The following is a 1,011-nucleotide window of genomic DNA, read 5'->3' on the forward strand; positions in this document are numbered from 1 at the left end:
GGATTCCAGCCATGTCAAGGGTAGGTAAGGTTTTTCGCGTTGCATCGAATTAATCCACATCATCCACCGCTTGTGCGGGTCCCCGTCAATTCCTTTGAGTTTTAATCTTGCGACCGTACTCCCCAGGCGGTCTACTTCACGCGTTAGCTGCGTTACCAAGTCAATTAAGACCCGACAACTAGTAGACATCGTTTAGGGCGTGGACTACCAGGGTATCTAATCCTGTTTGCTCCCCACGCTTTCGTGCATGAGCGTCAATCTTGACCCAGGGGGCTGCCTTCGCCATCGGTGTTCCTCCACATATCTACGCATTTCACTGCTACACGTGGAATTCTACCCCCCTCTGCCAGATTCTAGCCTTGCAGTCTCCAATGCAATTCCCAGGTTGAGCCCGGGGATTTCACATCAGACTTACAAAACCGCCTGCGCACGCTTTACGCCCAGTAATTCCGATTAACGCTTGCACCCTACGTATTACCGCGGCTGCTGGCACGTAGTTAGCCGGTGCTTATTCTTCAGGTACCGTCATTAGCAAGAGATATTAGCTCTCACCGTTTCTTCCCTGACAAAAGAGCTTTACAACCCGAAGGCCTTCTTCACTCACGCGGCATTGCTGGATCAGGCTTTCGCCCATTGTCCAAAATTCCCCACTGCTGCCTCCCGTAGGAGTCTGGACCGTGTCTCAGTTCCAGTGTGGCTGGTCGTCCTCTCAGACCAGCTACTGATCGATGCCTTGGTAGGCTTTTACCCTACCAACTAGCTAATCAGATATCGGCCGCTCCACGAGCATGAGGTCTTGCGATCCCCCACTTTCATCCTTAGATCGTATGCGGTATTAGCGTAACTTTCGCTACGTTATCCCCCACTCTAGGGTACGTTCCGATATATTACTCACCCGTTCGCCACTCGCCACCAGAGCAAGCTCCGTGCTGCCGTTCGACTTGCATGTGTAAGGCATGCCGCCAGCGTTCAATCTGAGCCAGGATCAAACTCTTCAGTTTAATCTCTGTT

At 51.9% G+C, this 1,011-nt stretch carries 1 rRNA gene; it reads right to left on the reverse strand.

Features of this window, described 5'->3' with window-relative positions:
* A 16S ribosomal RNA gene (locus VPH40_RS27905) occupies positions 1-1,001 on the reverse strand; the annotation flags it as partial.
* Positions 1,002-1,011: the final 10 nt, after the last annotated feature.

The organism is Janthinobacterium sp. P210005, assembly GCF_036231865.1.
GTDB lineage: Bacteria > Pseudomonadota > Gammaproteobacteria > Burkholderiales > Burkholderiaceae_D > Janthinobacterium > Janthinobacterium kumbetense.